The organism is Yoonia sp. R2-816 (genome assembly GCF_046762905.1).
In the GTDB taxonomy this organism is placed as follows: domain Bacteria; phylum Pseudomonadota; class Alphaproteobacteria; order Rhodobacterales; family Rhodobacteraceae; genus Yoonia.
Window position 1 is genome coordinate 114157 of sequence record NZ_JBKQXN010000350.1, and the last position, 26190, is coordinate 140346.

The 26190-nt window shown below is 56.6% G+C and carries 22 protein-coding genes, 1 tRNA gene and 1 pseudogene; 6 read left to right on the forward strand and 18 right to left on the reverse strand.

All coding sequences use genetic code 11. The annotated features are described in order from the left end of the window. Positions 1 to 232 precede the first annotated feature (232 nt). Positions 233 to 418, reverse strand: a complete 186-nt coding sequence (locus ACFWW2_RS26430; protein ID WP_393933623.1) for a hypothetical protein — start codon at positions 416 to 418, stop codon at positions 233 to 235. A gap of 241 nt (positions 419 to 659) precedes the next feature. Here ACFWW2_RS26430 and ACFWW2_RS26435 point away from each other — a divergent pair, with 241 nt between their 5' ends. Continuing rightward, positions 660 to 1268, forward strand: coding sequence for a hypothetical protein (locus ACFWW2_RS26435; RefSeq protein WP_393933624.1), 609 nt, complete (start codon positions 660 to 662; stop codon positions 1266 to 1268). On the opposite strand, the gene ACFWW2_RS26440 is transcribed toward ACFWW2_RS26435, so the two are convergent. Beyond that, positions 1265 to 2185: a DMT family transporter gene (locus ACFWW2_RS26440; RefSeq protein ID WP_393933625.1), complete on the reverse strand. Its 921-nt coding sequence runs from the start codon at positions 2183 to 2185 to the stop codon at positions 1265 to 1267. The two genes, ACFWW2_RS26435 and ACFWW2_RS26440, sit on opposite strands and share 4 nt — an antisense overlap. A gap of 114 nt (positions 2186 to 2299) precedes the next feature. Between ACFWW2_RS26440 and ACFWW2_RS26445 the strand changes: the two genes are divergently transcribed. Continuing rightward, positions 2300 to 3328, forward strand: coding sequence for a fatty acid desaturase (locus ACFWW2_RS26445; protein WP_393933627.1), 1029 nt, complete (start codon positions 2300 to 2302; stop codon positions 3326 to 3328). On the opposite strand, the gene ACFWW2_RS26450 is transcribed toward ACFWW2_RS26445, so the two are convergent. The 11 genes from ACFWW2_RS26450 to ACFWW2_RS26500 form a co-directional block, all read right to left on the reverse strand. After that, entirely contained in the window at positions 3293 to 4279 is a 987-nt protein-coding gene (locus ACFWW2_RS26450; protein ID WP_393933628.1) for an App1 family protein, read from the reverse strand. The two genes, ACFWW2_RS26445 and ACFWW2_RS26450, sit on opposite strands and share 36 nt — an antisense overlap. After that, complete coding sequence (locus tag ACFWW2_RS26455; RefSeq protein ID WP_393933630.1) at positions 4276 to 5424, reverse strand: PQQ-dependent sugar dehydrogenase; 1149 nt, start codon at positions 5422 to 5424, stop codon at positions 4276 to 4278. Before ACFWW2_RS26455 ends, ACFWW2_RS26450 begins: the two co-directional genes overlap by 4 nt. Further along, positions 5421 to 6476, reverse strand: a complete 1056-nt coding sequence (gene queG / locus ACFWW2_RS26460; RefSeq protein WP_393933631.1) for a tRNA epoxyqueuosine(34) reductase QueG — start codon at positions 6474 to 6476, stop codon at positions 5421 to 5423. Before queG ends, ACFWW2_RS26455 begins: the two co-directional genes overlap by 4 nt. A gap of 42 nt (positions 6477 to 6518) precedes the next feature. After that, positions 6519 to 7184 (reverse strand): glutathione S-transferase family protein, encoded by a 666-nt coding sequence (locus ACFWW2_RS26465; protein ID WP_393933633.1) that lies wholly within the window; start codon positions 7182 to 7184, stop codon positions 6519 to 6521. A gap of 63 nt (positions 7185 to 7247) precedes the next feature. Then, positions 7248 to 7889 (reverse strand): monofunctional biosynthetic peptidoglycan transglycosylase, encoded by a 642-nt coding sequence (gene mtgA, locus ACFWW2_RS26470; protein WP_393933634.1) that lies wholly within the window; start codon positions 7887 to 7889, stop codon positions 7248 to 7250. 201 nt (positions 7890 to 8090) lie between these two features. Continuing rightward, the gene (gene gltB, locus ACFWW2_RS26475; RefSeq protein WP_393933635.1) at positions 8091 to 12623 is read right to left on the reverse strand and encodes a glutamate synthase large subunit; all 4533 of its coding nucleotides are present in this window, start codon (positions 12621 to 12623) and stop codon (positions 8091 to 8093) included. Between the two features lie 51 nt (positions 12624 to 12674). Next, entirely contained in the window at positions 12675 to 13229 is a 555-nt protein-coding gene (locus tag ACFWW2_RS26480; RefSeq protein WP_393933636.1) for a hypothetical protein, read from the reverse strand. Beyond that, entirely contained in the window at positions 13226 to 13900 is a 675-nt protein-coding gene (locus ACFWW2_RS26485) for a hypothetical protein (RefSeq protein ID WP_393933637.1), read from the reverse strand. Before ACFWW2_RS26485 ends, ACFWW2_RS26480 begins: the two co-directional genes overlap by 4 nt. Further along, complete coding sequence (locus ACFWW2_RS26490; RefSeq protein WP_393933638.1) at positions 13897 to 14568, reverse strand: hypothetical protein; 672 nt, start codon at positions 14566 to 14568, stop codon at positions 13897 to 13899. Before ACFWW2_RS26490 ends, ACFWW2_RS26485 begins: the two co-directional genes overlap by 4 nt. After that, entirely contained in the window at positions 14565 to 15233 is a 669-nt protein-coding gene (locus ACFWW2_RS26495) for a hypothetical protein (RefSeq protein ID WP_393933639.1), read from the reverse strand. The genes ACFWW2_RS26490 and ACFWW2_RS26495 overlap by 4 nt, the downstream gene beginning before the upstream one ends. 113 nt (positions 15234 to 15346) lie before the next feature. Then, positions 15347 to 16774: an NAD(P)-dependent oxidoreductase gene (locus ACFWW2_RS26500; protein WP_393933641.1), complete on the reverse strand. Its 1428-nt coding sequence runs from the start codon at positions 16772 to 16774 to the stop codon at positions 15347 to 15349. Positions 16775 to 16993: 219 nt separating this feature from the next. On the opposite strand from ACFWW2_RS26500, the gene ACFWW2_RS26505 reads away from it, so the two are divergent. Beyond that, positions 16994 to 17797, forward strand: coding sequence for an undecaprenyl-diphosphate phosphatase (locus tag ACFWW2_RS26505; RefSeq protein ID WP_393933643.1), 804 nt, complete (start codon positions 16994 to 16996; stop codon positions 17795 to 17797). On the opposite strand, the gene ACFWW2_RS26510 is transcribed toward ACFWW2_RS26505, so the two are convergent. Next, the gene (locus tag ACFWW2_RS26510; protein ID WP_393933644.1) at positions 17794 to 18774 is read right to left on the reverse strand and encodes a complex I NDUFA9 subunit family protein; all 981 of its coding nucleotides are present in this window, start codon (positions 18772 to 18774) and stop codon (positions 17794 to 17796) included. The two genes, ACFWW2_RS26505 and ACFWW2_RS26510, sit on opposite strands and share 4 nt — an antisense overlap. Positions 18775 to 18929: 155 nt before the next feature. Here ACFWW2_RS26510 and ACFWW2_RS26515 point away from each other — a divergent pair. After that, positions 18930 to 19016: transfer RNA gene (locus ACFWW2_RS26515), tRNA-Leu, on the forward strand. A 164-nt stretch (positions 19017 to 19180) separates the two neighbouring features. After that, complete coding sequence (locus ACFWW2_RS26520; RefSeq protein ID WP_393933645.1) at positions 19181 to 20368, forward strand: tyrosine-type recombinase/integrase; 1188 nt, start codon at positions 19181 to 19183, stop codon at positions 20366 to 20368. A gap of 516 nt (positions 20369 to 20884) precedes the next feature. Here the strand turns inward: ACFWW2_RS26520 and ACFWW2_RS26525 are convergent. The 3 genes and pseudogenes from ACFWW2_RS26525 to ACFWW2_RS26535 form a co-directional block, all read right to left on the reverse strand. Beyond that, entirely contained in the window at positions 20885 to 21097 is a 213-nt protein-coding gene (locus tag ACFWW2_RS26525) for a hypothetical protein (protein WP_393933647.1), read from the reverse strand. A gap of 263 nt (positions 21098 to 21360) precedes the next feature. After that, the gene (locus ACFWW2_RS26530) at positions 21361 to 22767 is read right to left on the reverse strand and encodes an autotransporter outer membrane beta-barrel domain-containing protein (RefSeq protein WP_393933648.1); all 1407 of its coding nucleotides are present in this window, start codon (positions 22765 to 22767) and stop codon (positions 21361 to 21363) included. A gap of 656 nt (positions 22768 to 23423) precedes the next feature. Further along, positions 23424 to 23546, reverse strand: a pseudogene (locus ACFWW2_RS26535) (IS110 family transposase); the annotation flags it as partial. 43 nt (positions 23547 to 23589) lie between these two features. On the opposite strand from ACFWW2_RS26535, the gene ACFWW2_RS26540 reads away from it, so the two are divergent. Beyond that, a complete protein-coding gene (locus tag ACFWW2_RS26540) occupies positions 23590 to 23940 on the forward strand; it encodes a hypothetical protein (RefSeq protein ID WP_393933650.1) in 351 nt (116 codons plus the stop codon). Positions 23941 to 24520: 580 nt separating this feature from the next. Here ACFWW2_RS26540 and ACFWW2_RS26545 read toward each other — a convergent pair. After that, positions 24521 to 25723, reverse strand: a complete 1203-nt coding sequence (locus tag ACFWW2_RS26545) for a Hint domain-containing protein (protein WP_393933651.1) — start codon at positions 25721 to 25723, stop codon at positions 24521 to 24523. Between the last annotated feature and the right edge of the window lie 467 nt (positions 25724 to 26190).

The window sequence follows — 26190 nt, forward strand, 5'->3', positions numbered from 1 at the left end:
ACAATGATTCAGAACGCCTCATAGCACTCCGACCGGCTCACCCACCGCTGCTCATTCTCCTCAAAAGAAGTTTCCAGCGAGCCGATGACTAAGCCACGACCTTACGTCAACCAAGAAATAATAGCAAAGATTAGACAAAAGAAACGTAATATTCGGAAAGGATCTGAGACATATAAGCGCACCCTGCCAGATGGGGGCACCCAAATGCCCCCAACTAATCCCCCTCGGATCGCTACAGGGTCTTGGCCCGGTCAAACCGCAGAAAATACGATAGCTTCTGCGGTGTTATGCCCAAACGGCGGCGGCGTTGTAGCGTCAGGCTCGCCTTACGGGGAAGCGCCTTGCGTTGAATCGCCACGGCGCGGCGCAACATCTCATTCGTAACAACCTTTGGTCTGTCCAGAACATGTTTGCTCATGTCGTCCTCCGTGTTGAGTGATCTATCTTAACACAATTGAAATGGATTCGTCACGGAAAGCGGGGCTTTTGGGAATCCGGCCCGCGCGCCACGCACAAACCCTTGTAACGCCAGGCAAAGCCTTTCCTAAAGAACAGGTCATTTATGAAAACGTCCGATGTTTGCCCAACGGCGGCCCCAGTTCTGTCAGTATCCGGAGGCAAGTTAGGGCACTATGAACGACCATCTGAACTGATAACACATGAATGCTTCGCCACACGCCACGACCACAGACACCAGCGCGACAACGCTCAGGCGCATTCTGAAGTCTGCGCCGCAAGATCTGTGGCTGGACACAATCCGGCGCACCAAAGGCAGCGCGCATGATGATCTGGTGCATTGGATGCTGGGGCAGCCAGAATGCGATTTTGCGGTGGCGGCCTATGCGTTCTACAACAGCGACCCGGCCAGTCATCTGACCGATCCGCAGCCGCTACCGCCGCGTCCGAAGGCCTCGCAAACGTTCGCGCAGGTGCTGCTGAACTGGGACATGGGCTTTTACCGGACCCACAGACTGTGCTTGGACGATAATGATATCGACAGACGTCAGATCAGGCGGCTGAACCAGAAACTGCTGGCCTGGCCGAAAGGAGCACTGCCTTTCAACATACCGACCCGGTTACTTGATACAGAAGGCGGCCAACCACTCGACCTGCCGCAACACCTATCGCCCGACCATGCATCACATCTCTGGCCGCTCTATCAGGCGCTGGGCCTGCGCGTCCGACCGCAACGGTCGGTATTGCGGCGGCGCGTAGCCAAAGCCACCGGCCTCCTAAACCGCGTCACCTTTCGCAGCGCCAGACCCTAACTCCCGACATTGCCGGTCGCCTTGCGCTGTTGGGCGCGTTGCAGACCAAGATGACGTTCCCGCCAGATGATCAACACACCCGCAAAGATCACAATGCCCGCCCCGACCATCATGGTACCGGTCGGGACCTCGTCGAACACCAGATAACCAATGGTCAGTGCCAGGATCATTGATGTGTAATCAAACGGCGCCACCAGCGACGCATCGGCAAAGCGATAACTTGAGGTCAGGAATATCTGCCCGACGCCACCCAATAGCCCCGCCATGATCAGCATGACAGCAACCGACCATCCCGGAACCACCCAGCCCCATGGCAAGGTGAACAGTGACAAGAACGACGATGTGACCGTGAACCAGAACACGATGGCCGCCGTGCTTTCGGTCGCGACCAGTTTGCGCACGAAAACCTGCGCCAATGCCGCCAGAACGGCCCCCATCAAAACAACGACGGCACCCAGTGTTTCAGACACGTTCAAAGCGGCGCCCACCGAAAGACGTGGCGAAAGAACGATCAGCACGCCAATCATCCCCAGGGCGACGGCGGATAGGCGAAACGCCCTGACCTCTTCATTCAGAAACATGGCGGCAAAAACGACCACCAGCAGGGGGGCGGCATAACCGATTGCCGTCACCTCTGGCAGCGGCAACAGGCCCAAGCCGGTAAAGCCCAGACCCATGGCCGACGTGCCCACCAAACCGCGCCAGAAATGTCCCATTGGGTTGCTGGTTTTCCAGCCATGACGCAGCTCGCCGCGGATCGCCAACCAACCAAAGATAATCGGCAAGGCAAAGAAGGAACGAAAGAAAACCGCCTGTCCCGGCGGCACGTCGGCTGACGCGGCCTTGATCAGGCTGGCCATGGCCATGAACATACAAACCGACAGCACTTTGAACAGAATTCCGCGCAGCGGCTGCATGTTAATCCCCTTTTCGGCACCCTAGGTCGCCCCCCGAACACATTGAAGCCCTTTTTCGCTTGTTTAGTGGCCGTGTTAAGTTATCGATCACCAATGCAGAATAAGAAGCAGTATATGAGCAGTGAAAACCCCAGCCCGCCTAACATGGCCCCTCGCGACTGGGTCCAGATACTTGCCAGATACCGGGATCCCAGCAGCCTGCGTAGCAGCTTTGAACTTGCCATCAGCCTGATCCCTTTTGTCGTGCTGTGGGTTCTGGCCTGCTGGGTCGCCAAATATAGCTATCTGGGGGCGTTTGCGCTTTCGGTCCTGAACGGGCTGTTCCTGCTGCGGCTGTTTTGCATCCAGCATGATTGCGGGCACGGGTCGTTCTTTGGCAACCGCAATGTCAGCGACTGGATCGGGCGGGCGCTGGGCGTCGTGACCTTGACCCCCTATGATGTCTGGCGGCGCACCCATTCGATCCACCACAGCCATGCCGGTGATCTGGATCAGCGCGGCATCGGCGATGTCATGACCCTGACAGTTGAAGAGTACCACCAGCGCACGGCTTTCGGGCGGCTTTTGTACCGCGCATACCGGCACCCAATCGTCATGTTTGGCTTTGGGCCCACATACCTCTTTTTCCTGCAGAACCGGCTGCCGTTTGGACTGATGAACCAGGGGCGAAAATACTGGATCAGTGCTATGGGCACAAATTTCGCCGCCGCAGTTGTCCTTGGGACGATCATCTGGTTCGGCGGGTTACAGGCGCTGTTTCTGGTCTTTCTGCCCACCACACTGATCGCCGCCTCGATCGGGGTATGGCTATTCTACGTCCAGCATCAGTTCGAAGGGACCCAGTGGGACCCAAAAGAAGATTGGCAGCTACACGATGCGGCGCTGCATGGCAGTTCCCATTACGATCTGCCACCAATCCTGCGGTGGTTTACCGCCAATATCGGCATTCATCACGTGCATCACCTCTACAGCAGGATCCCGTTTTATCGACTGACCGAGGTTCTGCGCGACCACAACGAATTGGTCGAAGTCAGCCGCATGACAATGCTGCAAAGCCTCAAATGCGCCAGCCTTGATCTGTGGGACGAAAAAAGCAGGCGTCTGGTGTCATTCGCCACCGCCCGCCGCCTCGCGACGCGCTAACGCGCCGCTGTAATCCGGACCGAAATCCACTGTCACGCCCATCGCACGCAATGCGTCGATATATTGCTGATCGTCTGTATCCGTGCCCTGCGCCGGCACACGCAGGATGACCTGTTGGATCCGGCCCGCATGGCGCTTGGCCGCTGCCAGATAAACCTCTGCATCATGCTGTCCCGTGTCACCGATCAGCACAAATGGCAGATCAGGCAAGGCCGCAAGCACCACATCAATGGCCGACCCCTTATGATCCCCATGCGTTCCGGTGATGAACTGCGTCTCGCTGATCCCATAATCCCGCAAAAACATCGGACCGCGCGGCAATCCATTCCGTTCCAGCACTTCTGCCAGAAACCCGTGAAAATTCCACGGGGATGAACTGACATAATGCACCGGATTGCGGCCTTCATGCGAAAGCCGCGTCATCAAGGCGACGGCATCAGGAAACACAACGCGGGTCGCCGCATTGCCCGTCAGCGACGTCCAAAGGTTCCGCCATAGCGAATAGGCTCCAGTCTGCATCATCGTGTCATCAATGTCCGAGATCACACCAAAATTGGCAGACGGATCAGCCACCATAACCGGACAATCCACGCTGGCCTGCCCGGCAGTGACCGTCACATTGCGCCAGCCCGTCACATCATCACGGGGCAGCAACAGCGTGAAATAGCCTTCATCATCGGTGACAGCCGTCACACCATCCGCAGACACGGTGACATTGGCCACCTCACTGGTGATGAACAGCCCCACCATCTGCCGCAGATTGCGCCACAGCCCCTGACCTTTCCGCAAATTCGTATCGCGCTGATCAGCCAGCACGCGCCCACGCACGATCAGATGGTCTGGGGTCGCATAGCCGATATAGGGTGCAATGGCACCGGCCTCTCGTACCGCCCGGCCACGGCCAATGACCGCCTCAACCCTGGTTGCGACACGCGCCAGCCACAACTTCACCGTGGACGGACCCGCAGCACCACACCATAACTGTTATCCATCAGAACCAGCACCGTGCCGTCCGGCAGCACCTCAACGTCACGCATCCGGCCCATATCCTGCAACAACCGCTCTTCCCCCACGACCCTGCCGTTTTCCAGTTTCAGGCGTACTAATTCGCCGGGATTTAGCGATCCGATCAACAGATCCCCCTGCCATGGACCATAGGGGCCATCGTAAAACGCCATGCCAGAAGGGGCGATCACAGGGTCCCAATAATAGACCGGCTGCTCCATGCCCTCCTGCACAGCCACGCCACTGCCAACATCTGATCCATTGTAGTTCACACCGTAGGAAATGATCGGCCAGCCATAATTCCGGCCCGCTTCAGGGCGGTTCAACTCATCACCGCCAGCGGGACCGTGTTCAATCGTCCATAGGGCACCATCCGGTCCAATGGCTGCTCCTTGCGGGTTGCGGTGGCCGTAAGACCAGATCGCATCATCCCCGCCGCCCCCGACAAACGGATTATCGGCAGGGATGCTGCCATCGGCATTGATGCGGATCACCTTGCCATAGGTTGTGCTGTTATCCTGCGCCAGATGGCGTTCTTCGTTCCGCTCACCGGTCGTGATCCAGACGGTGCCATCCGGCATCGGAATGATCCGGCTGCCATAATGAAACGGTGCACGCGAGGGCGGGTTCTGGACAAAGATATCGCGCACCTCCGTCATTTCCCCACCAGACAGCACACCGCGGGCAGCCGCAGTGACCGTTCCGCCATTCACGGGCTTCGAATAGGTCCAGAACACCACCCGGTCATTGGCAAAATCAGGGCTAACAGCCACATCCAGCAACCCACCCTGCTGGCGGCTCTCGATCTCTGGCAGGCCCCGGATCGGGGCGGAAACAGAGCCGTCACCATTGATGATGCGCATGGTGCCACCCCTTTCGGTGACAATGAATTGCCGGGCCGAAATGGGCGCAATCCCCCAAGGGCGGTCCAGCTTGTCGGTCAGCACATCCACCTGCACATTGGTGGCAGGCAAAGCCGGGGCGCGGGTCTGCTCCGCAAACGCGGGTGAAAAATCAGCGTTGGGGGCGCCTTGCGGCACTTCTGCACAGGCCGCGACGGGCAACAGCATCAAAGCAAGAAAACGGATCATTGAAATACCTCCTTCAGACGCAAGATAGCCCAATGCGCCGCATCGGCCACTGCCGGGTCGGGATCATTTGCCAACCGCTTCACTGCAGCCATCAATGCAGGATTGCCAGAGTTCCCGATAGCATAGGCCACGTTGCGCACAAACCGATCCCGGCCAATACGTTTGATGGGTGATCCGGAAAACCGGGCCCGAAACCCAGCGTCGTCCAGCGTAGCCAATTCTGCAAGTGGCGGGGCCATCAAGTCTTCGCGGGTGGCATACCGCTGGTCCCGAGCGGTTGCGGCAAACTTGTTCCAGGGACAAACCGCCAGACAATCATCGCAACCATAAATCCGGTTGCCCATCAGGGCGCGCAACTCCTCATCCACTGGCCCCTTATGCTCAATCGTCAGGTAGGAAATGCAGCGGCGGGCATCCAACTGGTAGGGTGCGGGAAAAGCATCTGTCGGGCAGATATCCAGACAGGCAGTGCAGGATCCGCAATGGCTGATCTCCGGCGCATCCGGCTCCAACGCGACCGTCGTAAAAATCGCCCCCAAAAAGAACCATGATCCCAGATCACGCCCCAGCAGGTTCGTGTGCTTACCCTGCCAGCCTAGCCCAGCGGCCTCTGCCAGCGGTTTTTCCATCACCGGGGCGGTATCGACGAACACCTTGATCTGCGCCTCCGGGACCTGCTCGATCAGCCAGCGCCCAACGCGCTTGAGCCGCTTCTTGACCACATCATGATAGTCGCGGCCCTGGGCGTAAATGCTGATCGCTGCCACATCGGGCCGTTCCAGCACATCCAGCGGATCATGGTCCGGCGTGTAGGGTTCAGCCAGCATGATCACCGACCGGGCTTCGGGCCACAGGGCGGTCGGATCACCGCGCCAGTGCATCCGCTCCGCCATCCAGCCCATCTGGCCATGCATCCCTGCATCCACAAAGGCAGCCAGCCGCTCGGCAATCCGGGGGACAGCATCAGGGCGGCAAATCCCAAGCTTGGCAAAGCCCGCTTCACGCGTCTCGGCGATCAACGCCGCCTTCAGCCCATCCCTTCTTTTGTTCATAAATACCTCGGGGGAGGTCCGCAGGACCGGGGGCAGCGCCCCCTAAAAATCCAGATCAGCATATTGCGCCGATGGCTGGAAACCTGGGACCTCATCTGCCAGCAATGACCGGAAAGCCGGCCGGGATTTGATCTTGGCATACCAATCCTTGACCACCTCGTGACGGTTCCAGTCCACATCGCTGGTGTAATCCAGGCAGGACAGATGCGCGGCAGCGGCAAAATCCGCCATTGTCATCGCATTACCCGCCAGCCAGCGGCGTTCGTCCAGCAGATAGGCCATGTAATCAAGGTGATACTTGATCGCCTTGGCACCCGCCTTGACATTGGCACTGTCGGGATAGCCGGTGCCCATCACCTTGCGATAGACCCGCTCACCAATCAGCTTGCTGGTCACCTCATGATAGAACTTGTCGTCAAACCAACCCACCAGACGGCGAGCCTCATACCGGCCATCGGCGTCGCGAGGCAACAGGGCGGGTGTCGGCACCTTCTCTTCGATATATTCGCAAATGGCCGTGCTATCGGCCATCGTGCGGCCATCCATCTTCAGCACCGGTACTTTGCCAGCAGGGTTGCGGCGCAGAAAATCCGCGTCCTGCTCCCAATACCGCTCTTCGACCAGCACAACCTCGATCTTCTTTTCCGCAAGGCACAGCCGGACTTTGCGGGAAAAGGGGGACAGTGGATAATGATACAGGGTGTTCATGATGCACTCGCGAAAGGGTTTTCTCTTCAATGCAGCAAGGGGCGCCGCGGATCAATGGGGGCGTTAGCGTTCAAAGCAGTCCGCGCGACCATCCGCCTTGATCGTGGCGGCCCCTGACATGATCTGACTGGTGCGGGCGCGGGTAAAGCTACCGGGGTTCGATGCGGACCTGTTTTTCGGATCAGGCAGGATCGCGGCCAGCCTTGCCGCCTGCAACGGGCTCAGATCAGCCGCGTCGACACCAAAATAGTGGCGGCTCGCGGCTTGCACACCAAACACGCTCTCGTCGAACTCGGCCACGTTCAGATACAGCTCCAATATCCGGCGCTTTGACCAGACAGCCTCTGCCAACGGGGTCCACAAGGCCTCAATCGCCTTACGGGTCCAACTGCGGCCATGCCACAAATACACGTTCTTGATCACCTGCTGCGATATGGTCGACGCGCCGCCGCGACCGCGATCCAGCGCAGACCGGATGGCATTCACATCCAACCCCCAATGCAGGCAGAAATTGGCATCCTCGGCCGCCACGGCAGAGCGCGCCATGACCGGCGCGATCTCATCCATCGACACCCAGTCGTATTTGACAGGACCATGGCGGCGCGCCTCGGCAAACATATAGGGCGTGGTTGGGGGGGCGATGACCGCATAAATCAGGGTGGCAATCAACACCGCACCCAGCACAACAAAAGCGGTCCGCCACATCAAACGACGCAGAAACAGCCAGGACCGTTCAACCAGACCTTGCTTTTTCTGCGGGGCGCGTTTTTTGCGAGCCGGCTTTTTCGCCGGTGTCCTGCTCTGCTTCTTTGCCACTGCCATCTAATGCATAAGCCATGGCACAAAGGCGCGGGTCAAGTCCGTATCGCCCGACCGGCAAAGGGCCGGGCGATTTTCGCTTTGCCGTTACTCCGCCGGAATGGCCGCTTCTTCGATGCTCAGCGGATGCGGCAGGTGGACCAGCATTTCCTTCGGGCAGATCTGCAGGAAATGACCTCTCTCGGCCTCCCAATGCTGCAGGATCTCCGCGGCCTTGCGGCTGCCGGTCTCTTCCAGATGAAGCTCAATCAGTTCTTTCAACTGATCATGCCAGTAATTCACCGTCACAGGATTGGTCACCAGCGTTTCCATGTTGATCAGCGGGGCCGATGTCCCGTCAGGATCATACAGATACGCCATCCCACCCGTCATCCCGGCCCCGAAATTGGCCCCGACTGACCCAAGGATCACGGCGACACCACCGGTCATGTATTCACAGCCGTTGGTGCCGCAGCCTTCAATCACGACCTTGGCCCCGGAATTCCGCACAGCAAACCGTTCACCGGCCCGACCGGCAGCAAACAGATAGCCATCCGTCGCACCATAAAGCACCGTGTTGCCGATGATCGTATTCTCAGACGCCACCAGCGGGCTGACCATTGGCGGACGCACGACAATCGTGCCCCCCGACAAACCCTTGCCGACATAGTCATTGGCATCACCCGACACTTCCAGTTTCAATCCAGGTGCCGCAAAAGCACCGAGTGATTGCCCGGCAGAGCCACGGAGCTTCACCGTCAGGTGGTCCGGCTGCAGATCATTCCGCATCCCGTGTTTCTGCACGATATGGCTCGATGTGCGCGTGCCAATGGTCCGCAGCGTGTTCTGGACCGCATAATCCAGCTGCATCTTCTCACCATCGTTCAGGAACCGTGCGGCATCCTTCACGATCTGCGCATCCAGCGTATCATCCACCGAGTTGCGTGGCCGGTCGCGATCATAGGTGATCTTGTGCGCGCCATCGACGGTGATCAGCAGCGGGTTCAGGTCCAGATCATCCAGATGCGCCGACCCACGTGACACCTGCGTCAGCAGATCGGCACGGCCTATCACATCGTCCAGCGACCGGGCACCGATGCTTGCCAGAATCTCACGCACTTCGGTCGCATAGAAGGTGATCAGGTTGACGACCTTCTCGGCATTGCCGGTAAACTTCTCGCGCAACGCCGGGTCCTGCGTACACACACCTACAGGGCAGGTGTTCGACTGGCACTGGCGCACCATGATGCAGCCCATGGCGATCAGGGCGGCGGTGCCGATCCCATACTCCTCGGCCCCCATCATCGCGGCCATCACGATGTCGCGGCCCGTGCGCAAACCACCATCCGTACGCAGCGTAATTCGCTCACGCAGATTGTTCATCGCCAGAACCTGATGCGCCTCGGTCAGTCCCATTTCCCATGGCAGACCGGCATATTTGATGCTGGTCGCAGGCGACGCACCCGTGCCGCCGTTGTGGCCGGATATCAGGATCACATCGGCCTTGGCCTTGGCCACACCGGCGGCAATCGTGCCGACGCCGGACGATGACACCAGCTTGACCGTCACCTTGCAGCGCGGATTGATCTGTTTGAGGTCATAGATCAGCTGCGCCAGATCCTCGATCGAATAGATATCGTGATGTGGCGGTGGCGAAATCAACGTCACACCTTTGGTCGAGTGACGCAGACGGGCGATCAGATCGGTGACCTTCATCCCAGGCAACTGCCCACCCTCACCGGGCTTGGCCCCTTGGGCGACCTTGATCTCCAACTCCTCGCAGGCATTCAGATATTCCGCGGTGACACCAAAACGACCGGACGCAACTTGCTTGATCTTCGCAGACGGATTGTCACCATTCGGTTCCGGCACAAAATGCGCTGGGTCCTCGCCACCTTCGCCACTATCGGACTTTGCGCCGATCCGGTTCATCGCGACGTTCAGCGTCTTGTGCGCCTCTGGCGACAATGCACCCAGCGACATGCCCGGCGTCACGAACCGCTTGCGAATAGCGGTGATGGACTCGACTTCCTCAATCGGCACCGGCTTGCCCAGCGGCTTGATCGCCAGCAGATCGCGCAGATGGATCGGCGGGTTCGACTGCATGGATTTCGAAAACTGCTGCCATAGCGCATAGGACGCATTGTTGCAGGCGGCCTGCAGCATATGCATGGTCTGCGCTTCCCAGGCATGTTTCTCACCAGACCGGCGGGCCTTGTAGAAACCGCCAATCGGCAACACATCCGTGCCACCTTTCCAGCCCCTTGCGTGGACATCTTCCAGCTTCGCCTGAATACCGCTGACGCCGATCCCGGAAATCCGCGAATGCATACCCGGGAAGTATTCGGCAACCATGGCGCGCGACAGGCCCACGGCCTCAAAATTCAGACCACCGCGATAAGATGAAAGAACCGAAATCCCCATCTTCGACATGATCTTTAGCAGGCCCGCATCAATCGCGGCACGATAGCGGCGCATCGCATCGGTCAGGTTGCCGTCGATCAGGCCGCGGCGTACACGGTCCGCCACGGAATCCTGCGCCAGATAAGCGTTCACCGTGGTCGCACCACAGCCAATCAGCACCGCAAAGTAATGCGGATCAATACACTCCGCCGACCGCACATTCATCGAACAGAATGTGCGTAGCCCCTTCGCGGTCAGCCACGAATGCACCGCACTCGTCGCCAAAATCATCGGCATCGGCACCTTATCTTCCGACTGATGCTCATCCGTCAGCAGCAGATGGCTGGCGCCGGACCGCACCGCATCTTCGGCCTCGGCCCGGATACGATCCAGACCCTTGCGCAGGGCACCGGGCCCCGCCTCGAAGGTACAATCAATAAACGCCGCACCATCGCCAAACTGGCGCACCATCTCGTCATATTCGGCATTGCCGATAAAAGGGCTTTGCAGCACCAGAATCTCGGTTTGCGACGAATCCTCGTCCAGCACGTTCTTGAGGTTGCCGAACCGCGTCTTCAGCGACATCACCCGGCTTTCACGAAGTGAGTCAATTGGCGGGTTCGTCACCTGGCTGAAATTCTGACGGAAGAAATGCGACAGCGGGCGATAGGTCTTTGACAGCACCGCCGACGGTGTGTCATCGCCCATCGACGCAATCATTTCCTTGCCGTCCTCGGCCATCGGGGCCAGCACCTGTTCCAGCTCTTCGATGCTGTAACCGGCGGCCACCTGCCGCTTGCGCAATGCCTCACCTTCGAACAGCGGCACTTCCGGAATATCAATCAGGGCGTCATTGAGGTTTACAACCTTACCAACCCATTCACCAAAGGGCTGCGCAGCGGCCAACTGGTCCTTGATTTCGGTGTCGTGGAACAGCTTGCCCTCCTGCATATCCACGGCAATCATCTGACCGGGGCCAAGGGCACCCTTTTCAACAACCGTCGCCTCGTCCACCGGCACCATGCCAACCTCGGACCCGGCGACCAGCAACCCGTCACCGGTCACGACATAACGCAATGGACGCAGCCCGTTCCGGTCCAACCCACCGCAAACCCAGCGACCATCTGTCATCGCCAAGGCGGCAGGGCCATCCCAGGGTTCCATCACCGCGTTGCAGTAGGAATACATGTCCTGCCAGGCCTGCGGCATCTCTACGGCTTGTTGCGACCAAGCCTCGGGAACCATCATCGTCTTGGCCATGGGCGCATTACGGCCTGCACGCACCAATACCTCGAACACGGAATCAAGGGCGCTGGAATCGGACGCGCCTGACGGGATGATCGGTTTGATATCCTCTGCCTTTTCGCCAAACGTGGACGACGCCATGCGAATCTCATGGCTTTTCATCCAGTTGACGTTGCCTTTCAGCGTGTTGATCTCACCATTATGGGCCAACATGCGGAACGGCTGGGCCAGCGACCATTGCGGGAACGTGTTGGTCGAATAGCGCTGGTGATAGATCGCAAAGGCGCTCTCGAACCGGGCATCCATCAGGTCGGGGTAGAACTCGGCCACCTGCTCGGCCAGCATCATGCCTTTGTAGATGACGGACCGGCAGGACAGCGAACAGATATACATACCCGCAATCTGCGCGGCGGCGGCGGCCTTTTCGATGCGGCGGCGGATGATATAAAGCTCGCGCTCGAACTGCTCGTCATCAATATCCTTTTCACACCGGATCAGGATCTGCTCGATCTCGGGGCGGGTGGCGTTTGCCTTGTCACCCAGCACTTCCGTATTCACCGGGACATGGCGCCAGCCATAAATGTAATGGCCCATACGCAGCACTTCGGTCTCGACAATCGTGCGGCAGCTTTCCTGCGCGCCAAAATTGGTACGCGGCAGAAACACCTGACCTACGGCGATCAGCCGTTCGTCATTGGGCTCATGCCCGGTGCGGCGGACCTGATCGTAAAAGAACGGGACCGGGATCTGCACATGGATACCCGCGCCATCACCCGTCTTGCCATCGGCATCGACGGCACCCCGGTGCCACACGGCCTTGAGCGCGTTGATCCCCTTTTCCACCACATCGCGGGACGGCGACCCATCAATCGCCACGACCAGACCAACCCCGCAGGATGCATGTTCATCCGCATCGCGATACAGGCTGTTCTTAGCCATCCACTCGCGCTTGGCCTCTTCGGCAGCGACCCAGGTCTCATCATATGCGGTCATGTCATATCCTTTCGGGGCGGGGCCGCCACGTGGGCGGGCTTGTTGGTTGTTCTAGTAGTCTTCGTAAGGTTTCAGCGGCACCTGAAACGCGGCATTGCCGGCAATCTTCATGCTGTCGGGGCCGCGGCCTTCATATCGATCAAGCACACCGGAATAGGTCAGTGTCATCGCCACCATGTCATCGACACAGCGAAGCGATGTCACCTTGATGGTCGCGGTTTCATAGCCTTCATAGGCAGCAATTGTGTCCTCATCCTCTGACAGGCTGTCATAGAAAATGGCAGGATCGACGACCTCCCATTCACCGCCCGCATCGCGGAAAAGCTCGGCAAAAACATTCACACTGTAGCTGCCATCAAGGCCGTAATAGTGATCCAGCGACAGGGCGTCCTGCTTGGTACACTCCGACAGGTCAGCGCCTTCTACCACAAACACATCCGTGCCCAGCCATTCGCCCTCCGGATCGCGCGTGGTCAGGCCGACATGCGTGCCACTATGCGAATAGGTCACGATGTTGCCGGTCGAAACACGGGTTTCTACTGACCAGTCCTGCGCCACAGCCAAGGACGGGAGGAGCAACGCCAAAATGACAGCCCAGTACCTCATGATATCGCCAGCCCACAGCCATGCTTGGGGCGCGTGCTCAGGAACCCCGACTCATCGGGAAACATGAACTCAACCGGGGAGCCATTGCGTTCGACCCGACCATTCGGGGTGGTAACGACACTGGTGCCCGGAAAGAACCGACGCCAGTCACGGTTAATGAACTCGTTGCCCTTGATGTGCCAGATCTCATCACCCGCCGCGGTATAGGCGGTGATCTCATAAGCCGTCTCATCCAGCGTCACCCCGTCGATGACCACCTGACGCCCCGTCAGGCGATCCTGGCCAACATAACGGGTCGGGCCGGTCTGATCCGACAACGTCTGAAAATCATACTCATCCACCTGATTGGCGAGCAGATCCGAAAACGACGCAGGCTCCATCGGCTGCGATTCCAGTCGCTCCGACGTCCCGGCAAGCGGATGAAACAGCTCAATCCATTGGGCTTCGCTGTCAATCCGGGCGACATGGGTGATCCCCTGCTCATCAAGAACGACGGCGCGCTGGTGGCCTTCGGGATCGGCCTCGCAGGTGAAATAGTGGGTCACCTTGCAGTTGGCGGCCTGCATGGTCACGTAAGCCTCGCAACCCGCAGGCAGGTCAAAGCGAAACGGCGTCTCCTGCGCGGCAACAGGGCCGGCAAGACAAAGAAACAGGGCGACAGCACGGATCATGAAATCGCCACCCCGCACCCATGTTTCGGACGCGAACTCAGGAAACCAGGCTCACTGGGATAGATAAACTCGACCGGGCGATCATCCTTTTCAAACGTCTCACCGCCAATGGTCGTAGTCCCGGTGCCTGACAGGAACATGCGCCAGTTGCGGCTGATGAATTCATTGCCCTGCGATTGCCAGATCACATTGCCCGCCGGATCATAGGCGGTGATGTCATAGGTGGTTTCATCCAGCGTCACACCATCAATCGTCACCTGACGGCCGGTCAGGGTGTCCTGCCCGACATAGCGGGTGGTGCCGATCTGGTCAGACAAAGTGCGAAAATCATAATCATCGATCCCCTTCTCGATCAGATCAGACAGGGATGCAGGTTCGACCGGGTTCGATTCCAACCGCTCTGAATGACCGGTCAGAATATGAAAGCTTTCGATCCACTGTGTTTCGCTGTCGATCTGGCCTGCATAGGTCAGACCCCGCTCGTCGATGCTGACGCGGCGTTGCATGCCCTCGGGATCGTCCGCGCAGGTGAAATGGTGATCCACCCGGCAACTGGCGCCCTGCACCGTCAGATAAGCATCGCAGCCCTGCGGTAACTGAAACGTCGCAGGGCCGTCCTGCGCAGTTGCGGGGGCAGCCAGACAGATAAAGGCAATCGCGTATCTCACGGACGATACCCCGCCTCGTTCACGTTGCATTCGTATTTGGGTTGGGAGGAAAAGAACCCTGATTCACCGGGATAGATGAACTCCAGCGGTGACATATCAATGACATCGTCAGGGGTGGCGGCGTCCCACGCCTCACCAAAGAAAAACAGACGATGTTCTTCGCTGACGAACTGGCGACCGGCACCCGCCTCGATCTCATTGCCGTCGCCATCCAGGGTGCGGCCCTGAAATTCGGTATTGAGCAGCGTCTCGCCATCAATCACCGTCGTCTCGCCCGTCAACATGTCAAAGCCGACATTGCGCTCGGTGCCCTCTTCGGTCTCGATGACAAAATCCCAGGTATCGACCTGCGTTGCGAACAGCTCCGTCAAGGATGCAGGATCATCGGCAGGCAGCTGCAACCGCTCTTCCCCGTCGATCTTGTAGCTTTCGATCCACTGGAACTCGTCATCAACCTTCTGGATGCTGAACACGCCACCCTGACCGATCAGGGCGATCCACTGGTCACCGGGGTCGTCAGCCTCACACGTCCAGACATTGATCAGCACACAGCCCTTTTGCTGGACAGTCAGCTTGGCAGTGCAGCCTTCCGGTGCGGCAAAGCTTTGCTGGGCAACCACCGGGGTCGCCATCAAGGCCAATGCAGAGAAAACCAACGACTTCATCATTTCTTTACCTTCCAGGTCAGTATCGGTGACCTATCAACATCTCGGGGTCCGACATTTTGCTCGACACAAGTCCGACGCATGTCCGACGTGATGCCGACAGGCTATTTCGACTATTCTGCGGCCACCGTAGCCGCCTGTCCCAGATACTCCAAGATGGCTGTTGCTGCATCCCGTCCGTCCCGGATTGCCCAGACAACCAGCGATGCACCGCGCACGATATCACCAGCGGCATAGACACCTTCAAGACTGGTCGCGCCGGTGCCAAAATCGGCCTTCACAGTGCCCCAGCGGGTCACTTCCAGCCCGTCGACACCCCACAGCTTTGGCAGTTCCTCGGGCTCAAATCCCAGCGCCTTGATCACCAGATCAGCCGTCTCGACGTAATCGGACCCTTCAATCAACTCCGGCATCTGACGGCCGGTGGCATCCGGCGCGCCCAGGCGCATCTTCTGCACTTTCACGCCGGTGACCGGATCACCTTCGAACCCGTTGGGCGCAGACAGCCAGACAAACTCGACTCCCTCTTCCTCTGCATTCTGCACCTCGCGCTGCGATCCGGGCATGTTGGCCCGGTCACGGCGATACAGGCATTTGACGCTTTCGGCGCCTTGCCGCACAGCCGTACGAACACAATCCATGGCCGTATCACCGCCACCGATCACGACGACGCGCTTGCCCTTCGCATCCAGCTCACCATTGTCGAACTCTGGCACATCATCGCCAAAGCTCTTGCGATTGCTCGCCGTCAGATAGTCGATCGCACTGACAATCCCATCAGCGTTGGAATCCGGCAGATCCCTTGTTTTATAGACGCCTGTGGCAATCAGGATGGCGTCATGCTTGCCCCGGATCGCATCAAACGACAGGTCTTCACCCACGTCACAATTCAACACGAACTGCACGCCACCATCCTCAAGCTGCGCCATGCGCTGCATGACGATATCCTTCTCCAGCTTGAAACCGGGGATACCATAGGTCAGCAAACCACCACCGCGATCATAGCGGTCATAGACGGTGACCTGCACACCCTGACGGCGCAACATATCAGCAGCGGCCAGACCACCGGGACCGGCGCCGATGATCCCCACACTTTCGGGCCGTTCCGCATGCGGACGGATGGGTTTGACCCAGCCTTCCTCGAACGCGGTATCGGTTATGTATTTTTCAACCGACCCAATGGTCACCGTGCCGTGGCCGGATTGTTCGATGACGCAATTGCCTTCGCAAAGGCGATCCTGCGGGCAGATGCGACCACAGATTTCCGGGAATGTGTTGGTCGCCTGGCTGATCTCATAGGCTTCCTCCAGACGGCCCTCGGCCGTCAGGCGCAACCAGTCAGGGATATTGTTGTGCAGCGGACAATGGGTCTGGCAATAGGGCACACCGCACTGGCTGCAGCGCGCCGCCTGCTCGGCCGCTTTTTCGCGAGCGTACTCCGCATAAATCTCACCAAAATCCTGTTTGCGTAAATTCGGTGGACGTTTTTCCGGCATGTCACGCGCGACCGTGGTAAACTTGAGCATCTTCTGGCCAGCCATGCGCCGTCCTCCCAAACTAGAAAGCGAAATGCCTTTTAAAATGCCGAAATCGAAATGAAAAGGCAGTATTACTGACCTATATAGCAGAAATTTAGTCGCGCCATAGGTGAGTCTGCGAAAAAACTGCGCAAAATAGGTCCGCAAACTGACCTATATATCCTCTTTCCCCAATATCTTAACGCTTTAGGTTAGCCGGACCGAATCAATTGGGCACTTGGAATGACGACATTTAACCTGCTTCTGATCGCCCTGATCCAAGGCGTGACAGAATTCCTGCCCATCTCATCCTCCGGCCACCTGATCCTTCTGCCCTCTCTCACTGGTCTTGATGATCAGGGACAGATCATCGACGTTGCTGCCCATGTCGGCACCCTGATCGCCGTTATTCTCTACTTCTGGCGCGACGTCAGATCGGCCCTTTTCGGGACCCTCCGCCTGCTGCAAGGCAAGATCGACACGCAGGGCGCATTCCTCGCGCTCTGCCTTTTGATCGCAACAATCCCCGTCATTCTCTTTGGCCTTTTTCTAAAGCTCACCGGCCTGTCAGAGGCGATGCGCGGCATTGCAGTGATCGGCTGGGCAATGATCATTTTCGGGATCGTCCTCTATTGGGCCGATCAAAAGGGACCAATGACCAAAACCGCCGAAAAATGGACCCTCAAAGACGCATTCCAGATGGGGCTGTGGCAGGCCATCGCCCTGATCCCCGGCACCTCCCGGTCTGGTATCACGATCACCGCCGGGCGCATGCTGGGCTATACGCGTACCGACGCGGCACGGCTATCGATGCTCATGTCGATCCCCACAATCATCGCCTCCGCCGCGATCCTGAGTCTCGATGTAGTGAGCAGCGGCGACACATCCGCATGGCGGGACATCTTCATCGTCGTCGGCATGTCATTCGCCGCAGCACTGCTCGCACTCAGCCTGATGATGCGCCTTCTGCGCAGCGTCAGCTATACGCCCTACGTGGTCTACCGGCTGGCGCTCGGCAGCATTCTTTTGTGGATCGCCTATACTTAGGCTTTGAGATTCTTGGCAGAATCCTTGATCGCGTCGAACTGGCCAGACGGTCGGAAACGCCACAGATAATCCGGCAAAATCGCCTCCATCGCCGTCGGCGTAATCCCCAGCGCATCAAAACCACGGGCATCATCGGCAACCACATTATCCACCGCCAGGTTCAACACCTGATCCTTCGTGATCGGCGGCTTGATAATCCCCAGCGACAAAACCCGCACGATGCCAAAACCAAAGGCCATGACACGTGCAGCCCAGAAGGGAATGTTCAAAATCAGACGGCGCCGATGCACGATCTGCAGCATCATCTGCATCAATTCGCGGAAGCTGTGCACATCCGGTCCGCCCAGCTCATAAATGCCCGGTGCGGCCTGACCCAAAACGCCTTTGACAGCCGCCGCCGCAACATCATCGACATAAACCGGCTGAAACCGGGTATTGGCGCCGACAACTGGCAAGATGGGGCCAAAGCGGCTCATGCTAGCAAAACGGTTAAAGAACTGATCTTCCGGGCCGAAAACAATCGATGGTCGCAATATCACAGCATCCGGCATATGCGCCTTCACTTCATCCTCACCCGTAGCCTTGGTCTTGGCGTATTGACTGGCCGCCGCTGCATCCGCACCAATGGCCGAGACATGCACCATCCGGCCCACGCCGAGCGATGCCGCAATCCGCGCAATTCGCTCGGCGCCTTCGGCCTGAACCGCAGCAAACGTGTTCTTGCCCCGCTCATCCAAGACACCAACACAGTTCACAACCGCATCCGCACCTTCAGTCACAGCAGCAACGCTTGCATCATCGCGGATATTGCAGAAAACAGGTTCGACCTGACCAACGATACCATAAGGGCGAACAAACATCGCTTCATTGGTATTGCGCACTGCCACACGCACCCGCCAGCCTTCCTTGGCCAAACGGCGCGCGACATACCGGCCGACAAAACCGGATCCGCCAAAGATGGTGACAAGCTTGGACATGGGCAGGCCTCATTACAGGTTCGGACCGGGTTTACCCGGCCACCATTGGCCAGACAAGGCGCAATCCGAAACGACCTGCGCACACAGCACGTTTTTGAGGACGAATCCCGTTGACAGAGGCTCAAACCCCCCTTACATCCCGCGCCACGTGACCTGCCCAGGTGGCGGAATTGGTAGACGCGCCAGCTTCAGGTGCTGGTGTCTGTATGGACGTGGAGGTTCGAGTCCTCTCCTGGGCACCATTTACCCCGAACATTGATGAACATAGCGACCTGTAAACATTGATGTTTTGGGCGATTTGTCGTATCGATTTGACCATAGCTGAACATACGATACCCCCAGAAAACACGCGATTTGGGGGTATCATTGGGGGTATTAGCCCCATGGTGAGAGGTCGATACCCCCAATGGCACTTTCGGACTTAAAGATCAGGAAAGCAGAGATTCGGGACAAACCCTATAAGCTGTCGGACGGCGGTGGTTTGTTTGTGCTGGTGAAGCCAAACGGCTCGAAGATATGGCAGCAAAAGTACCGCCACTTCGGAAAAGAACGACTGCTATCTCATGGGATATACCCCGACGTGACCCTGGCACAAGCCCGCAAAAAGCGTGATGAGGCACGGGCAATGGTGGCAAACGGTGACGATCCCGCCGTGCAGAAACGTCTCGACCAGATCGAAGCTGAAACACAGTCGCGCACAACCTTTTTGCTCGTTGCCGAAGAATACCTTCAAATGGCCAATGATCGCGAACTGGCCGACGCGACATTGCGCAAGAAGGTCTGGCACGTCGAGACCTTGGCAGCCCCGCTTCATAACCGTCCAATCAACGAAATTACCTCTGCGGAGATCCTCCATCTCCTGAAGAAGGTTGAGGCCAGTGGCAGACGTGAGACCGCGAAGAAGCTACGCGGCACCCTCTCCGGCATCTTTCGGCTCGCGGTTGTAACCCTTCGAGCAGACAACGACCCAACTTATGCGATCAAAGGCGCATTGTTACCTGTCAAAGTTACCAACCGCGCCGCAATCACGGATGAGAAGGCGTTTGGCCAGTTTCTACGTGACCTAGACGCATACACTGGCGCAGGAGTGATCAAAGACGCCCTGCTGTTCCAAATCCTGACGATGACCCGTCCTGGCGAAGTTCGTGGTGCAAAGCAGGCAGAATTTGACTTTGAGAAAAAGACTTGGTGCATCCCCGCTGATCGCACGAAAATGCGCCGTGATCATGTCGTTCCCCTATCAGACCAAGCTCTGGAGCTCGTCAAAAGGAACTGGATCAGCGTAGAGGGTGTTGAGCTAGTTTTTCCGTCGTTGAACTCGAACCGCAAGTGGTTATCCGAGAACGCGTTCAATTCTGCGTTGCGCCGGATGGGCTACACCAAGGATGAAGTGACTGCACACGGCTTCCGCTCGACTGCTAGCACAATCCTGAACACTAGGGGCTACGACTCTGACGTGATCGAAGCGGCGCTGGCGCATCAAGACAAGAATGTCATTCGTCGGACCTATAATCGCGCCACGTATTGGGATCAACGGGTCATACTGATGCAAGACTGGGCTGATCTTGTGAGCATGTTTCGCAACGCAGATTGAAAAACCCTATGCACTGATTTGTCATTGGTAGGTCAGCGATTCGATTCCATGCGGAGCACCACGAAATCAAAGACTTAGAAGATTTCGCTCAAAGTTCTAAGCTCTTTTTAGGCTCGTAGTAGGTTATAGATACTGCCAGTCCCGACATTGTTCTGCTGATCTTGACCTATTGGGGCTGGTAACGGCTCGACTTACACCCACCCAACCTAGCGCAGCTGCAACCTGCTCCCGAGTTCGAAGTGTGTCACGGTCTGGGGCACCAAATAGGGTGAAACTGACGAGAATGTGGCATATCGGGCAACACCAAACCGAACTTGGTCGAACATGAAAACGCCCTTGTTTTGTTGGATGATTTGCGAGTCGCATCAAATTTCGTGAAAAGCCATGATTGAGCGATATCGAACAATTTAAGCGGCGAAATAGCCCACTTTATAGGGCTATATTTGCTGGGCGGATAAATCCGTCCCCTTAGGCTACCCAACCCTTCGTAGAGATCGAACGTTTCTTTATTGGATTCTACTGGCAGGTCGTCTTGGTGGCCAACGAGTTCGTGACCCGGGTGAGGTGCAGCCAGGGTAGAGTATGGCGAATGTCGGTGAAGCGCAGATTGTGTTGAAAAACTCCCTGCTCCGAAATTTGCGACAAAATACTGGAACTTTGTTCTCCGAAACTTTCGTTTTGCAAACGTTGTTTGAAAAATCGCCCCATGGCGGGAAGATGTTCTCCCAAATGGGTAGCAGTCTCGTGAACACCGAGTTTTTCAACACAATCCGCAGAAAGCGGACTTTGCAAAGTTGCTAAGCTCGGCCGGCTTTCGAGGCATGCCCGATTGGTCTGAGCAATCTTTCAACCTACACTGTCATTCGCTTGATAAGGTTGGAAATTGCAGAGTTCGTTTGTTGAGTTGAAATCATACTTTATTGCAGAACACCACTTAGGTCAGACTTTGGAGAGCGGCATATGATACGCTCTCCAAATTAATTTCATGGCTCTTAGAAGTTCAATCTGAGCTCAAATCGAGCATCGACCGTCTCATAGTCATCGACGCCTATTCCACCATACCCTAGCTCACCCCTCAAGAAGCTACCGGCACCAAGGCTGTAGTCGAAACCCGCAGATGTAGTGCCCCGGAAGTCGTCATCAACCAGTGTGCTTGAGTCACCGGAAACGTGCGCGCTGGCTTCCAAACCGACGAAAGGCGTAAAGTCGGAACCAAAGCCTTCGTAGTAAGACCGCAACCCAAGGACTGCGCGAGTTTCATTGTATGTCACACTTTCAATAGGCGTAGATGTGGCGTCCGTGTAGGATTCGCTCTTCGATCTGTAGGTTGCAAATTCGCCATATGTGTCCATCAGCCAATCGCTAACTTCGAAATTTCCGTTCAACCGAATGGTAGCAAGGATGCGGTCCGCTTCAAACTTACCCAAAGAAGCACCGTCTGGATCGATCGCATAGTCGGCCTTTCCGTATAGGATCTTCCCGTCAAGAAAGAGGTTTTCTCCGAGACGGTGAGCAACATAGGGTCCAAACATGACACCATCTACTTCAGCATCAAATCCCGTCGTGTCCTCTGAGGCTGAATAACGGTCAATTGAAACCATTATTCCTGCCAGCGTATCAGAATTGCCGATTTCTGTATCTACACCGACTGCAAAGGAGGTATAGTACCCTTCGCGGTCGTTGCTTTCAAAGCTCTCGCGAGTTCCCTGTAAGTCAAACCAGTAGTTCAAGTCCCCAACGGTGCCGCCACTAAAGATTTGCGCATTCTGTGACGTGATATTTGCGGTGGGCGAAACTGCCCCGTCGAAACGTCCGCTTAGGTATCTTGTCGTTGGTCCTGCTGCGATGATGTGGCCCGCAATACTTGATTGCGTATTCTCTATGGCGATTTCCGCTGCGCTACGATCGTCGCCTCCGCTTGGCCCACTAGTTGAGGTCGCCGATACCGTACAGGTTATTGTGCCGTCCAAAGTCACGTTGGGAAAAACGGCTACTGCTACGGCAACAACACGGCCTGGGGCCGGATAAGCAAAAGTGGCGGCGGTACTACCACCTGCGTATACGCAGGCAACGTTATCGATTGTAACGTCCGCGGGCGGCGTAATGGTGAACTCCTCACAATTGCCGTTTGCCAGCGTGACACTCCCACTGCCGCTACCGCCTGTTACGGTTATGGGTAGGTTTTCCGTTGAGGAAAGAGGAGAAACGCAGGCGCTGGCACCTGAGGCCGTGCCGACAGCGACATGCCTGTCGATGGCGACGTTATATGCGCCGTCCGCCGCGCCAGAAAAGTTGAACGTATCTGTTCCCGCTGCCAAGTTCGTCGCTGCGACAGAAATCCCAAAAGCTAAAGTAGCAGACGACTGCCATCTCGACCTGCTTTGTTTGCATTTTCCCATCTTTACTCCTCCAAAAAAATCTTACTTGATTACCTTTTGCGTTGCTTACCGGCAAGGTAGTACACGCTTTGGGCGACCATTGTGTCAAAATTGTGCAAAGTGTTAGCAAGCGTTGGAATACCGCTCAAGGTGCAGCGTCAAGACAACAGTCAGCGTTCGCTTATGTCCGATACTTGCTTCGAAGTTTGCAATTGCGAATGCGAAAGAAAGACTGACAAACGCTACGACTGGCGCAACGCTATGATGTTGATCAGCGAATTTGTGAATGGTTCATGAGCGAAAAAGCTGACGTTTTTCAAGATATCTGGATGGCCGTTTTTTGGCGGGCAAATTGATCGTTAGAGCGCACGGATCGAATGTCTCCTTCGGGCTGGCACCAATCAACCGAGCAAATCGGTCAGATGAAAGCAGTGAGCCCAAATGTATGTACCGGCTGCTGTTCGCAAGTGTTCAAATGCATGTCTTCAGGAAGTCGCTGATATGTATCCGGCCTTTGTATCGGCTTGAGTATTTTGCCGTGGCCCTGTTGGGAGTACGCACGCGCCGCTGTCTCATTACTAACCTGATCTATGATGACCATCTGGGCTCTCAGACTTTGGGTGCGCCTTATTCCGTTTCATGCAGTTGAGGTTTACGAACATCGTGTGCGGCTGTGATCAGATCGCAGTCGCCAATTCTTTTTCCTTCCAATCAAAGTCTTTGCCAGAATTCAGGACACTCCAAGCGACGCGGGCGAGCTTGTTGGCCAGTGCTACGCCAAGTTTGTTGTGCTGCATGCGCGTCGATGCGGCCTCCAACCCATGAAACGAAGCAGGGAAACACATGGCTCTACGTAGAAAGCAATTGGCCCTTCTGGGGATAGTCGTCGCTACTCAAGTAGTAGACGCTGGGCTGCACGTTGCGATCAACCAAGTGGAGCCGCTGCGGATCCTGTCGAACGCGGTGCTTACAATTGCTGTTGTTTCAAGCGTATTTGCGCCCCAAAATGGACGTATGGCAATTTTGGGCGGTGCAATTGGGTATGTCGCACTAAATCTTGTCTTTGTGGCTTTGTACGGTCTGGAAAATCCGGTCTCTGGCGTCATCCGAGCGCCCCTCTTCGTATTCATGGTTCTGAGTCTTTGGTTCACATATCGATTGGAGCGGCTTCGTGTGATGATAGCGTCTGCTTAGAGTCAGTGCCCATGACCTAAACCGCAGAGAATGACATCCACCCTTTCGAGGTTATTCGTCTATTGACCGGGTTTTGAAATGTGGGCTTCAAGAGGTCCTACTCCCAAGAGCTAGTTTGCGTAGGTTCGCAACCGCAGCATCGGGGCAAGAGATCTCACGGCTTCGATCATGGGTGTCCGTTCTTCCTTCTGGGCGGCAATTGCCTTGTTCAGTTGGGCGCATGCTGCGTTTGCTGGATGCCAGACAGACCGCTTTCTGAACGGGCGCACGATGAATCTTCTGCGCACCACAGGATGTGCCAAAACGTCACCGTTTCTGTCATCCGCCGGATCGACCGTTTATTGCCGTTCCCAGTTCTGCAAGCAGACATTGGCGTAACTGCAGCGAAAGAGCGGTTTGTCCGCGACCTGTCAAAGCAGTCCCAATTCGAATGTTTCCTTCGGGCTGCTCAGGCCATCCGATCAAAACCCTCAGATGTCAGTAGCGAGCCTAAAATGCCTGATGCCCCCCTCGCGCAAGCAGGTCTTATTTGTCATTTCAAATTTAGTTCCTATTCCAGCGACGAAGAAGCGCGTGTTAGTCAGGCTTTGACCAGCTCCCGTCGATTTTTCCGGTGGCGAGCCGCCAGCTTCCGACCGAGACGGCAATTCACAAGTTTGCGCGCGGGCTTATAAGGATCCCACTTTCCTTTACCTAAATCCGGAAACAATGTCAGAAACTCATTTCGAGCCCCTTCACTTAATGCGCCGAGTGCCTGTTTGCCGGGGAAAAAGCTTTCCGTTGGAGCGCCATTGGCAAACAGGATGCTATGCTTAAGAACCGCGAGGTGAAAGTAAGTCAGTGCCGATGGCTCCATGGCAACGTCAATCCCGTCAATTTCAGTGAGCGCCTTGGCTGGCACCAGGACTTCATTGGCATCAAACATACGTTCAGCAATCTTTCCACAAACCAGCATCCTGTGTTGTTGCGAAACCCTCAGTTCACGTTGAGGCAGACCATTGCCAAGTGCTCCTTTTGCAATAACGATCGGTCGCAATGCTTGATTGGCAATCATGTCATCGGCCGACAAGCCACGAGAATAGATCCAAACAATTGGAGCAAGACCATCATCTGCGGTATTGATCAGTTGACCCGGCACAAGATCATCAACAAGCATATCTCCTTCTGCGGTAGCAATAAGCGTGCCGTCACAAAAGCACACATTCTGAGATCCCGGTGTCGGCGCTTGATCGTTTACAAACGTATCACCGGGCAGCCGCTGAATTGAAAAGCCATCATTGTCACTTCCAAAATCTTCACCTGTGCCAACACGCGTCGCTGAACCCGAAAACCCCGCGTAGTTCGATCCGCCTGCGGTTGCTGGATTGTCAAGGGAGTCACCATTATAGGTTGCCTGAATATAAGTGTCGCTGCCGGAATCGTAGACAACAACGTTTTCTGGACCGTTATTGAGTAGCGCAGAACCTCTGCCGGCGTCGAAGGCAAGATCATTTGGGCCTCCTGTTGGCAATGAGCCGCCAGCTTGAACACCGGTCAAGACAACCGCGTGCGCACCCGGTTGAAGGATCGTACCCGGTGGAAACGTGAACCAATTGTTGGCACCGGCATCCCAAAGCTCAAGGCCAGATATGTCGATGGCCGTGTCTGACACATTGCTAAGCTCGACGTACTCATCGGTTGCATTCGCGGTGCCGTTTCCATCAGTGTCGAAATTCGCGCCGCTACTGTTTGGATCAACGAGGATTTCGTTGATGATGATGCCGCCTAATAGTTCGTCTGGCACAAGACCCCCCTCGATCAGGTGAACCCGATTTTCACACTATCACACAAAACCATCTATACGAGCAATCACAACCCCAAGTACCTTCTCGGTTGTTTCGCAGAGAGTCGGACCTGCGCAAACACAAACTTCCGCATGTCACGTCAGTGGTCGGGCCGTCACAGACGCGTTGTCGTTCAATGTTATTGTCCGCATGGCGAAATCCGGTGTATAAGAAAAGACCCGCCGATGCCCAAAAAGGTGCAGCTGACCTTTCAATCAAATCGTGCCGGGTAAGGTCCGGTTTGGGCTGGCACCAGTCAAACAACCAAAACTGTTAGATGACGGCAGAGATGAAGATTTTCTGATGCGGGCCATGGCGCGAGGTCTCAGCTTGGCCGTAAGGGTGGCCCGCGTTGGAAAATCTCTCAGGGTGGAAGCCGCGGGGGTTGGCGGTGTCTATGGGGAAAGTGTGCTGCCGGTTGGATCTG

Excerpts from the sequence above, each read along its gene's own strand:
- queG (WP_393933631.1), bottom strand. The coding sequence starts at position 6,476 with ATGAACAAAAGAAGGGATGGGCTGAAGGCGGCGTTGATCGCCGAGACG.
- ACFWW2_RS26485 (WP_393933637.1), bottom strand. The coding sequence starts at position 13,900 with ATGATCCGTGCTGTCGCCCTGTTTCTTTGTCTTGCCGGCCCTGTTGCC.
- ACFWW2_RS26540 (WP_393933650.1), top strand. The coding sequence starts at position 23,590 with ATGGCTCTACGTAGAAAGCAATTGGCCCTTCTGGGGATAGTCGTCGCT.
- ACFWW2_RS26505 (WP_393933643.1), top strand. The coding sequence starts at position 16,994 with ATGACGACATTTAACCTGCTTCTGATCGCCCTGATCCAAGGCGTGACA.
- ACFWW2_RS26510 (WP_393933644.1), bottom strand. The coding sequence starts at position 18,774 with ATGTCCAAGCTTGTCACCATCTTTGGCGGATCCGGTTTTGTCGGCCGG.
- ACFWW2_RS26440 (WP_393933625.1), bottom strand. The coding sequence starts at position 2,185 with ATGCAGCCGCTGCGCGGAATTCTGTTCAAAGTGCTGTCGGTTTGTATG.
- ACFWW2_RS26435 (WP_393933624.1), top strand. The coding sequence starts at position 660 with ATGAATGCTTCGCCACACGCCACGACCACAGACACCAGCGCGACAACG.
- ACFWW2_RS26445 (WP_393933627.1), top strand. The coding sequence starts at position 2,300 with ATGAGCAGTGAAAACCCCAGCCCGCCTAACATGGCCCCTCGCGACTGG.
- mtgA (WP_393933634.1), bottom strand. The coding sequence starts at position 7,889 with ATGTGGCGGACCGCTTTTGTTGTGCTGGGTGCGGTGTTGATTGCCACC.
- ACFWW2_RS26530 (WP_393933648.1), bottom strand. The coding sequence starts at position 22,767 with ATGGGAAAATGCAAACAAAGCAGGTCGAGATGGCAGTCGTCTGCTACT.
- ACFWW2_RS26455 (WP_393933630.1), bottom strand. The coding sequence starts at position 5,424 with ATGATCCGTTTTCTTGCTTTGATGCTGTTGCCCGTCGCGGCCTGTGCA.
- gltB (WP_393933635.1), bottom strand. The coding sequence starts at position 12,623 with ATGACCGCATATGATGAGACCTGGGTCGCTGCCGAAGAGGCCAAGCGC.
- ACFWW2_RS26520 (WP_393933645.1), top strand. The coding sequence starts at position 19,181 with ATGGCACTTTCGGACTTAAAGATCAGGAAAGCAGAGATTCGGGACAAA.
- ACFWW2_RS26465 (WP_393933633.1), bottom strand. The coding sequence starts at position 7,184 with ATGAACACCCTGTATCATTATCCACTGTCCCCCTTTTCCCGCAAAGTC.
- ACFWW2_RS26430 (WP_393933623.1), bottom strand. The coding sequence starts at position 418 with ATGAGCAAACATGTTCTGGACAGACCAAAGGTTGTTACGAATGAGATG.
- ACFWW2_RS26495 (WP_393933639.1), bottom strand. The coding sequence starts at position 15,233 with ATGAAGTCGTTGGTTTTCTCTGCATTGGCCTTGATGGCGACCCCGGTG.
- ACFWW2_RS26480 (WP_393933636.1), bottom strand. The coding sequence starts at position 13,229 with ATGAGGTACTGGGCTGTCATTTTGGCGTTGCTCCTCCCGTCCTTGGCT.
- ACFWW2_RS26500 (WP_393933641.1), bottom strand. The coding sequence starts at position 16,774 with ATGGCTGGCCAGAAGATGCTCAAGTTTACCACGGTCGCGCGTGACATG.